Consider the following 10,136-nt stretch of genomic DNA (forward strand, 5'->3'; position numbering starts at 1 on the left):
CTGGCCTGACTGCATCATGTGATTCGACCATCGTGGATCAAGGTTACCCGGTTAACAGGAATTTCGAGAAGCGAGTCTCAGACGACAATTCGGTCTTTGTTTGCCTCCCAGGTTTTTTTGCCGATGCCCTTGACGTTCATGATCTCTTCAGGCGCTTTGAAGGGACCGTTCTTTTCCCGGTATTCAACGATTCGCTCGGCAAACTTGGCGCCCACCCGGTCAAGTTCGCTCAATTGTTCCACAGGCGCGGTATTGATGTTGATGGGTTCCATTGCGCTTGCGCAACAGGTTCCGGTTAAGATAACGGCAATCGTAACCAGAACGGCCAGATAAACTTTTTTCCTGAAATGGTGCATACCTTCTCCTATTCCTAAGGGTTCTCATGAGCCCATCCGTCGATAAATTTACGTTCATTTTCAATGGCTGGCTTTAAATTAGATCCGCGTCATTACCATTTTTCGCGGCGACGTAATTCTTCGCTGGCCTTGAAGTCTAACGCAAATCCGTGCTGCAGGATGGACGTTGGTTGGTTTTGCCATGCCCATCATGGCAAACCGCAACTGAAGTATCCTTATTTGTTCGCCCCACCGGCCCTCCCATCATCGAGAACCAATGCCTGATTTCAACAAGCGGCGGGCGGATGACCGCCTGGGTCATTTATGATTGAACGATGGTTAATTGCGAAGGGAAGTCAGTTCAGAAACGAGAATGCTGCTCAGATCGATGCCAATCCAGTTTGTAAACAGCCGAAAACTGAACCACAGTCATTGCAGGTTCGATACCAGTGGAATAAAAAAAATAATTAATCCACGGTTCTCTTGGTATCTTGACTTTCTTTTGATCTTCATGACATAAACGGATATTATTATTTTACCTTTTAATAATAGAAAGTTGTATGTGTTTATAGATGAAGTGGTGGTATTTTTGGTCCATCGGCTGAATCCGCAGGAGCTGTCTACAAATTTAAACACTCGCCCCAAAAAAATATGAAAAATTATAAAATTCTCTTCGTTGACGATGACCCACAGATTCTATCCATTGTCGAACAGTTTTTGAATCGCTGCGGATTCAACGTTACCACCGAGGCAAACGGAAAAAAGGCCATCGACATGGTTCGAGAGGACCACTTCTGTGTTGTCTTTACCGACTTGAACATGCCCGAGATCAGTGGCATGGAATTGCTGAAACAGATCAAGGCGGTCTCGTCCGAAACCGAGGTCATCATCGTTTCCGGCTATGGCACCATCGAAACCGCCATCCAAGCGATGAAATTGGGCAGCTACGATTTCCTCCAAAAGCCGATTAATTTCGACCGCTTCAAAATCCTGATCGATCGTATCATCGAAAAACAAAAACTGAAGGAAGAGAATCAGCTGATTCGGAACCGACTAAAAGAGCGATACAAATATGATGAGCTGGTGGGCATGTCCCCGAAAATGCAAAACATTTACCAAATCATCGATCGAATCAGCTTCGGCAGCCCAACCGTACTGATCGAAGGAGAAAGCGGTACCGGAAAAGAATTGACGGCCAACGTCATTCACAACAACAGTGATCGATCAGAAGGCCCTTTTGTTCCCGTCAACTGTGGCGCTATCGCGGAAAGCCTTCTGGAAAGCGAACTTTTCGGGCACGTAAAAGGTGCATTTACCGGCGCATCGAAAGATTCCATCGGCCTGTTCAAAGCCGCTGATGGAGGCACGATTTTCCTGGACGAGATTGGGGAGGTCTCAACGGCGGTTCAAGTCAGCCTGCTTCGGGTGTTGCAGGAAAAAAAGGTCCGTCCTGTCGGAGACACCCGCGAAGCGGAAGTAAACGTGCGCGTGATTGCCGCCACCAACAAGAAACTGGAGGAGGCGATAAAAAATAAAACGTTTAGAGAAGACCTGTATTACCGGCTCAATGTCATTTCCATTACGATGCCGCCCTTAAGGGAAATCAGGGAAGACATCCCTTTGCTGATCAGCCACTTGATCAAGAAACACAGGCGCGGCGCTGCTGCAACGGTGCCGGAAGTCAGCCCGGAAGCAATGGCGTTGTTGATGGGGTATCACTGGCCCGGAAATGTCAGGCAGCTTGAGAACGTTTTCGAAAGAGCTTTTGCGCTGGGGGTCAAGGAAGTGCTTCACGTGAAGGACCTGCCCAATGAAATCGCCCAACAATCAAATACATGGATGCCTGCGGATGTAAATTGCAATCTAAAAATGATCGAGGAAAAAACGATCCGACTCGCACTTCAACGATCAGGTGGAAACAAGGCAGAAGCGGCAAAACTGCTCGGCATCAATATCACAACGGTCTATCGCAAAATGGCCAAATACAATATAATCGAGCCATAAATGGAGGGTTACGAAAAATGCCTGAAGGTCTGGATGTAATCGTCGTTGATGACGACCCGGATGTTTGTGAATTGGTTTCCAAGACGATCAAGCGGTTTTACACCTGGGGAAACGTGCTGTCGTTTACTAACTCCGAGGAGGCGACCACCTATTGCCTCGGCCGGGATATCGGGGTAGCCATCTTTGTGGTGGATGTTTTTCTGGGTGGAGCCAGCGGCTTTTTTTTCCTTGACGCCATTGACAAAAAATTCCCCACCGCCCATGCGGATGCAATCATTATCACCGGCAACGCCAGTGACGACATTGTGAACATGTGCGTGGCGTCCGATGTCAACCATCTGCTGGAAAAGCCGGTTAAGCCTTATGCACTTCAACTGGCCGTCCGTGCCATTGCCGAGAAGTACTTGAAATTTGCCAAACGGATATTCAAGGACCCGGAATTCGCCAAAACGATTGCCAACTTTTAAGCGCTTGGCACTGAACCGCGACAGCGAGCGTTGACCCCGGTTTATCCATCGTTATAGTGTCCGCTGTTGAATTTGGCGATCTCCACCGATGCGATCGTCAACGACTGATCGACAATGGTTTTCAGCCTTTTCTGCCCCTCAACGGCATTGGAGGCAGCACTGAGGGATTCACTTTCAGTTGCCATCTTTTCGACCAGCGTCTGGATATCTTTTAACGTGGCGCCGCTGTCGATCAGTTTTTGCTGGTAGGCGCCCATGGTATCGATCAACCGTTGGGCCCGGTCAACCAGCATGTGTTCTGATGGCAACGGTTCAGAGGAAAATTGAGTTGGACGGATATCGGAAAGAAAAGGTGCCGATTCCGTCTTTGGGCGATTGACTTCTGTTGAATCCACTGCTTGTCGAAAAATCGCATCAAATTCTCCCTTTTTTACCTTCGATCGGCTTTCTGCCTGATTGTGACCGGTGACGTTCACGATCGGTTTGTTGGGATCAATGGTTTCCACGAGGCCCTCCTGATGTTTAGTTTTTGCTCATTCGCCGTTGATACTGGATTGGTGGGCGTTTGACGTGCCCGGCAACCCGACGCCCTCTTTTCATTGGCGCCTTGGTGATGGTTCGGATGCAATGATAAGGGGATCACTCGCCGCAAACGAACGACACCACAACCAATAGCAATCATCGTGCAAAAAATGAAAAAAAACATCAGGGTTCGATATTTTTTTTAGCCCTCCAGGTGCACACATCCGTTTTCGACGATGTGCGATTTTCCAACCATTTTTAATCTATATTGCATAACTAACCGTAAACTTTAAGATTATTATGATATCTCCAGAAAGTTCCATCTGGATTTTTCATCGACCCAGATATCTACCCAATTGAAGCACCGCCGAAAAAAAACCCACCCATCGTTTATGGTCAATCGACGACACCGGCCGTAAGAGGTCCCTATCCGGCAAATATTAACGCCCTCGTCGGCAGTTGTTGCCATCTGATGGCAATGCCTGCCTTATATAACAAGGCCAATCTCAAGACGATCCGGGCATATACGGAAATGCTTGGATAGTCGGCAAGGCAGAATTTTCGTTCTCCACCTTCATGAAAATTATAAAAATGCCGATAGTCGAATTGTGTCAACTGAGCATGATGACAGCGCACAGCAACCCATTCAGCCGGCAGCAGACCATGGGGCTGAGAAAGGACGATCGAGCATTTGAATTTTTTCACCCGCCTTTACCGTAAAGCAATTCTGGCCGCTTTGGCCTTCGTTCTGGTCGCAACTGCATTCAACCGATCAGCGACAGCGGGGACAAACGAGGACTGCTATAACGCCTTATACATACCGCCACATAAAATTACGAAACGAACGTTCGATGAGATCGTCCATTACGCCGCATTAACCCCGGTCAATGCAGTCGTGTTGCACGTCAAAAGCCCCAGAGGAAAATTGTTGTGGCCGTCTGAGAATGCCATGGCCATTCAGTTGGGCGTCGAAGCCAATCACTCAGGATTGGAAAAGCACGTGGCCAGACTGAAAAGAGACAACATACGCACCATTGCCAAACTGGATGTTTTTGCGGACCATCAACTGGCGGCGATCATGCCCGAGCTAAGCGTGATGGACAGTACATCCGGCACCCCCTGGACTGACGCCAACGACCTACATTGGGCCAATCCGAGTGACAGTCGCGTCTGGGAATACAACATCGCCCTTTCCAAAGAGCTGGCCGCTATGGGATTCGATGAGATTCAGTTTGACTACGTCCGTTTTCCCAGTGATGGAGACCTTTCCATCATCAGCTATCCGAACACCTTGCCCGGTTTTTCTAAATCCGACTGTATCGCCTCTTTCTTGGCAAAGGCGCACGATGAATTAAACCCCCTGGGGGTGAGCGTCTCTGCAGACGTGTTTGGGTTGACTGCATGGAAAACCGATGACTTCGGTGTGGGTCAGGTTTTAGAGAAAATGGCCCCTCATCTGGACATCATCTGCCCCATGTTCTATCCGTCCCATTTCCCTCGTGGCTTTCTGGGCAAGCAATCGCCGGGGGAATTTCCTGAAATGATCATGGAATCCAGCATGCGCAGCATGATGAATCGCACAGACAAGCCGATTCGGCCATGGATTCAAGGATTTTGGTATTCACCGCAGCAAATCGCTGCCCAGATCGATGGCATTGAGAACGCATCGGCCAGCAGCTGGTCCATATGGAGTCCAACCGGGCGCTATCGCTTGTCTTACGAAGCCATGGCGGCGAGATTCGGTGTGTCCTTGTCCAGACCCACGTTTTATCCATCGGTGGCGGATCTTGCGTCGGAGAAAGATCGCTCGACACGCGGGATAAGCGCGATCGTCAACTTCACCAGTTTTAAAATGGGATATTCCATTCTCTCCCTCGAAACCTCTGAAAAAGGCAAACGTTCACGCTACTCCTCTCCGGACGCCATCCTGGCCACCCTCGAGGAAGGCATCATGGATCGGATCCTGACAAAAAGAGCCATCCGGTTTAACCGCGACGCAGAACCTTACACGAAGCGCAGGTTTCTCAGCGAACTGCTGTGCAACGACCTGGGAAAGGACGCCCGTCGGATGCGGCCCGGCCCCATACACATCGATTGGGCTCAGGACTGCACCTTTTCCGCCACGGGCATCCCGCCGGCACGGTTGGACAAGTACGCGCAGGCGGAGCGATGGCCCGATGAAAAAAAACTCGCCGGTATGTCATCGTCTGAACCCATCAACATCGCATCGATTTCTGAAAGTATTTTCGGCGTTTCATTCGATCCGGTGATCCACCCAGCAGCTTCACTGTTTTCCCCGGTAATGCGAAACGATTGATTCGAACCCGGGCAAAGGGCTGGTTGCAGTGGCGGCAAGGATTTTTCCTTTAACCGGCTCCGGTTAAATCATCATCGACATCCAAAGATGGCTCGATTTCGCCCTTGTCCCCTTTCCGGCCTGAATCTTACCATTGACTTTCCCTTGACCGACCGACAATGTTCATTTTAAAGCTCATCCTCCGGGGGAAACGATTTGGTTTTTCTCTGGACGAGATCGCCAAAATGATTGGTCTGGCTGACGTGGACATCAACGAAATCGATCCAATTCGTCAAGCCTTGACTTAGAGGGAAAAAAAGCTGGCAGAGATCCGACACCGAATGGAGCAACTGAAGTCCATGGAGCAGGATTTGGTGAGGGTCAGACAAAAACTGATCGACCGGCTTGAAACACTGGAAAAGGGAGAAAACGATGTTTGACCATCTATTGTCGTCCGAAGCGAAAGCGTTTCGGGAGGAAGTCAGAGAACTGGTTAAATGGGTGCCCCGGCAGATGGTTCTGGACATGGATCAGGATCGCATACAATTCCCCAAGGCGTTTTTGAAGGAAGCCGGCAGACGCAACCTGATGGGATGTCGATATCCCAAGCAGTGGGGCGGCCGGGATATGGATTGGGTCACAACGGCCATGGCCATGGAGGAGGTGGGAACCCTGGGCTACATGTTCGCCTGTGTATTCGGTGTCGGCGCTGAACTGGTCTGCGATGCCATTATTCGCCATGGCAGCGATGATCAAAAGGAAAGATACGTCAAGCCGCTGCTCAAAGGCGAGCGGTTCGCTGCCGAGTGCCTCACCGAACCGCGGGGTGGATCCGATTTCTTCGGTACCACGACCACAGCCGTTGAAGATGGAGACGGTTTTATTATCAACGGTCAAAAACGCTTTATCGTCGGGGCGGAAGGAGCCGATTGCTTTCTGGTTTACGCGAAGACAGCCCCTGAGGCCAGCCCCCACGAGGCAATTACCTGTTTCATCGTCGATCGGGGCCCGGGGGTGGAAACCCAGTATCTTTACGGACTCATGGGCTGCCGCGGTGGCGGCGCCGGTCGGATCGTATTCAGGGATGTGCGGGTCCCCAGAAGCAATGTGGTGGGAGCCATCAACGGCGCCTATGCGGTCTTCAACACCATGATGATTCCTGAAAGGCTGGGAACAGCCGCCATGACCGTCGGTGCTGCCAGACCTGCCCTGGATGTGGCGACCGGCTATTCCAGTCGCAGAAAAGCTTTTGGCACGACCATCAATACCTTTCAGGGCGTCAGTTTCCAGATTGCCGACGCGGCCATGCTGCTGGATGCATCGCGGGCAATGGTTTATGCGACCTGTACGGCGGTCGACAGCGGTGAATCCCCTGCAACGATCCGACGGATGGTCTCCCAAACCAAGAAATTTGTCACCGAATCCTGCCAACAGGTGGCCCACCATGCCATGCAGGTCATGGGTGGGATTGGATACACCAATGTCTACCCCGTGGAACGCATCGTCCGCGATCTGCGGCTGGCTTCCATCTGGACCGGCACCAATGAAGTCATGTCCATGATCATTGCCAATGAATGGTACCGGCGCCACGCCAGCAAAAAGGCGGACACGGGGGTCAGAAACTGGGAATTCGATGCGGCCCAGGCGGATGCGGCGGACGAAAAGATTTATGAATAGCCATGCCCGGTCATAAATGGAGATAAGCGTCTGAAATGAAGATCGTCAACCAGCAGCGATTCCATTCTCAGGTGACCGCCCTGGAATTGGGATACGGTATCATCGGCCGCCCGTTGATGAATGTCTACTGCTATCTGATCGGAGGCACGCTCATCGATAGCGGCCAGACCAAAATGGCCCTAGCAATGAAATCATTCGTCCTGACCCGTCGAATCGAGCATTTGTTGCTGACCCACCACCATGAAGATCACAGCGGCAATGCGGCCATGATTGCCAGGTCATGCGGTGCCCTTGTCATGGGTCATCCGTTGACGGCCCATAAAATGGGCCACATCCGTCCCATTTTGCCCTATCAACATCTGGTCTGGGGGCAATCCAGAAAGGTCGCCGTATCTCCCCTGCCCGAGGTGGTGGCGTCAGGCGGGTATCGCTTCTCACCCATTCATACACCGGGGCACAGCAAGGACCATACCGTTTACCTGGAAGGGCAGCACGGCTGGCTTTTTTCCGGCGACCTTTACCTGGGAGACCGGATCAAATTTTTCAGGTCCGATGAAAAAATCGATCAACAAATCCAGTCCCTGAAAATCGTTCTGCAACACGATTTTGAATCGCTTTTCTGTGCCCACAACCCGGTGTTGAAAAATGGCAAGGACCGCTTGCGCCGCAAACTGGCCTATCTCGAGGATATCGCCGGTGCTGTCGGCCTGCTGTTGACCAAGGGACTGCCGGAAAAGGAAATCATCCGGCGAATGGACCGCCGCCAGGACCGTTTCATAAAATTCGTTACCATGGGCAATGTCAGTTTCGCCAACATGATTCGTTCCGCCATCCGCGCTAGCTGATACCCCGTGCAGCTTTAATCTGCTCCCAGGCCTCCTGAATCTCGCGAAATTTGTCTTGAGCGAAACGGGTGAACTCCTCGGGCAGGCCCTTGGCGGCGATCTTGTCCGGATGGTACTCCTGTACCCGCTGGCGATAGCAGCGTTTTACCTGATCGTCATCATCGGTCGGGCTGCAGCCCAGCACCGCGTATGCCTTGTCCGCAGTGCGGATGTACTGAGACTTCATCTGCTCGTAACGGCCTGTGCTGAAATTAAACGTGTATACGGCGGAAAGGATCATCGACTCCTCACCCTGGGTGAGGCTTCCGTCAGACACCGCTACCCGCAACAGGATGTCGATCATGAGCTCCAGCATCTGGGGTTGATCGCTGAACTGCTGGTGAAACTGGCGGGTAAAATCAGCAAAGGTCCCCGGTGCATTCAACGCGGTTCGGAAAATATTCACGGCGGCATTCCGGCTCTCCGCGTTCAGCCTCAGGTCCCTCTCCATGAAACTCTCGATGGAATCAATTTCTTCTTGGGTCACCCGTCCATCTGCCTGGGCTAACTTGGCCAGCATGGAAAAGGCCGCCACAAAAAAGGTCAGCTGATGCTGCTCAACCGCTGACAACCGCGGACGATTGCCAGTCGTATCGAGCTGGGATCCCGAATCGAAAGCGTGGCCGAAGGCTGCTCCGAATATGGCGCCCAGCGGCCCGCCAAGCGCAAATCCGATGGTTCCGCCAACCAGTTTACCCATCCATCCCATAAAGCGGTTCTCCTGTTGTTTTTCGTTTTCACGGTCCCTGTTCATTGTCCATACTGAAGGTTCACACCCCGTAGCACATTACTTCAAGGTTGCCAACTGCCGTATGGTTGGACTGAAAAGCTGTGCAACGGTCAGAAAGGGCTTGAATTATCTTCGTTTTCTTTGTAACATCCGCATTATATAGATTCCCTGCATATTTTTCCCAATACCATTCCACGAAAGGCTGTCGCGTATGTTTTCTTGGTGGACCAACATGGAATCGGTTGCCGCACTGAACAGCTGGATGCTGGCAGCGACGATGGTTTTTGCAGCGCTGACAGGCATCATGGTTTTCCTGGCTGTCGGACAATCGAAAAAACTCGTCAGCGGGCTCTTCGATGATCTCGACACCTCTCACCAACGCGTCAAAGCCCTTGAAAAAGCGGCTGAAGAGATTCGCAGAGAGTTGCTCCAAACCCAGCAACACCAGGATATCAATCAACTTAAATTAAAATTGAGCAAGTCGTCTACCAAGGAACTGACCCAGGCGCTGGTAGATGCCAGAAAGCGGATGGAAATTGCCGAAGCCGCCATAAAAGCACACCAGAAAGAGGAGAAAAAAAGTAGTGACCCATCGGAAACCACGGAATACCTCGATCTTGAACTAGAACCTGAAGGCGGCCTTTCGGAAAGCCAGCGCGAACAGTTGATCGATCTGCTCGACCCGGGTCCAAAAGGGAACGTGGATATCTTCTGCGTGATGGACGATGAAATGTCAGAAATGACCGCCAAGCAGTTGGAGGAGGTCCTGACTGCAGACGGCTGGAAGACCAACGGGGTGGCCCAAAGCGCCTTCTCCAATCCACCGAAAGGTCTCGTGCTGGCTGTCAACAGCAAGGAGACGGCACCTTCGTACGCTTCTTTCTTGCAGCGGGTTTTTTCAACCATCGGATTAGAGGTGTCCGCCATCATGGAAAATAAATACAGAGAATGGTCCTTGACCATCATCGTAGGCACCTTGGACGGCTGAACCCTCGCAACCCAATGTCGATCTTGATATCACCTCAAAATTTCGGGAAAGCGCCCATGACTACCGCTGCTATTGCCACGAAGACCAGACCAACCGGTTCCAACACCATGTTGCATACGCTTACCCTGGTATTTGCCGCACTGACGCTGGTATTTGCCTTACTTTCAATAATCCTTGGCAACCGGCTGTCCGGCCTACAAACCCAATTCCTGACGGCAGAAATCGCAACCGCC

Annotated in this window: 11 protein-coding genes; 7 read left to right on the forward strand and 4 right to left on the reverse strand. The window is 51.4% G+C overall.

All coding sequences use genetic code 11. The annotated features are described in order from the left end of the window. Positions 1 to 77: 77 nt before the first annotated feature. Positions 78 to 356: a ComEA family DNA-binding protein gene (locus ABYV26_RS12970; protein WP_372681627.1), complete on the reverse strand. Its 279-nt coding sequence runs from the start codon at positions 354 to 356 to the stop codon at positions 78 to 80. 630 nt (positions 357 to 986) lie between these two features. Here ABYV26_RS12970 and ABYV26_RS12975 point away from each other — a divergent pair. Continuing rightward, on the forward strand, positions 987 to 2,339 hold the full coding sequence (locus tag ABYV26_RS12975) for a sigma-54-dependent transcriptional regulator (protein ID WP_372681629.1): 1,353 nt from the start codon (positions 987 to 989) through the stop codon (positions 2,337 to 2,339). A gap of 17 nt (positions 2,340 to 2,356) precedes the next feature. Further along, positions 2,357 to 2,806: a response regulator gene (locus ABYV26_RS12980; protein WP_372681631.1), complete on the forward strand. Its 450-nt coding sequence runs from the start codon at positions 2,357 to 2,359 to the stop codon at positions 2,804 to 2,806. A gap of 41 nt (positions 2,807 to 2,847) precedes the next feature. On the opposite strand, the gene ABYV26_RS12985 is transcribed toward ABYV26_RS12980, so the two are convergent. Further along, entirely contained in the window at positions 2,848 to 3,312 is a 465-nt protein-coding gene (locus ABYV26_RS12985) for a hypothetical protein (RefSeq protein ID WP_372681633.1), read from the reverse strand. A gap of 442 nt (positions 3,313 to 3,754) precedes the next feature. After that, positions 3,755 to 4,033 carry a hypothetical protein gene (locus tag ABYV26_RS12990; RefSeq protein WP_372681634.1) on the reverse strand — a complete coding sequence of 93 codons (279 nt, stop codon included), beginning with the start codon at positions 4,031 to 4,033 and terminating at the stop codon, positions 3,755 to 3,757. 31 nt (positions 4,034 to 4,064) lie between these two features. On the opposite strand from ABYV26_RS12990, the gene ABYV26_RS12995 reads away from it, so the two are divergent. The 4 genes from ABYV26_RS12995 to ABYV26_RS13010 all read left to right on the forward strand — a co-directional run bounded on the left by ABYV26_RS12995 (position 4,065) and on the right by ABYV26_RS13010 (position 8,146). Beyond that, a complete protein-coding gene (locus ABYV26_RS12995; RefSeq protein WP_372681645.1) occupies positions 4,065 to 5,645 on the forward strand; it encodes a putative glycoside hydrolase in 1,581 nt (526 codons plus the stop codon). Between the two features lie 158 nt (positions 5,646 to 5,803). After that, the gene (locus ABYV26_RS13000; protein ID WP_372681636.1) at positions 5,804 to 5,932 is read left to right on the forward strand and encodes a MerR family DNA-binding protein; all 129 of its coding nucleotides are present in this window, start codon (positions 5,804 to 5,806) and stop codon (positions 5,930 to 5,932) included. A gap of 124 nt (positions 5,933 to 6,056) precedes the next feature. Next, entirely contained in the window at positions 6,057 to 7,301 is a 1,245-nt protein-coding gene (locus ABYV26_RS13005) for an acyl-CoA dehydrogenase family protein (protein WP_372681638.1), read from the forward strand. Positions 7,302 to 7,336: 35 nt separating this feature from the next. Beyond that, positions 7,337 to 8,146 (forward strand): MBL fold metallo-hydrolase, encoded by an 810-nt coding sequence (locus ABYV26_RS13010; protein WP_372681639.1) that lies wholly within the window; start codon positions 7,337 to 7,339, stop codon positions 8,144 to 8,146. Here the strand turns inward: ABYV26_RS13010 and djlA are convergent. Continuing rightward, a complete protein-coding gene (gene djlA, locus ABYV26_RS13015; RefSeq protein ID WP_372681641.1) occupies positions 8,139 to 8,894 on the reverse strand; it encodes a co-chaperone DjlA in 756 nt (251 codons plus the stop codon). The genes ABYV26_RS13010 and djlA overlap by 8 nt on opposite strands. 253 nt (positions 8,895 to 9,147) lie before the next feature. Between djlA and ABYV26_RS13020 the strand changes: the two genes are divergently transcribed. Beyond that, complete coding sequence (locus ABYV26_RS13020; protein ID WP_372681643.1) at positions 9,148 to 9,903, forward strand: hypothetical protein; 756 nt, start codon at positions 9,148 to 9,150, stop codon at positions 9,901 to 9,903. Positions 9,904 to 10,136: the final 233 nt, after the last annotated feature.

The organism is Desulfosarcina sp. (assembly GCF_041551955.1).
Classification (GTDB): domain Bacteria; phylum Desulfobacterota; class Desulfobacteria; order Desulfobacterales; family Desulfosarcinaceae; genus Desulfosarcina.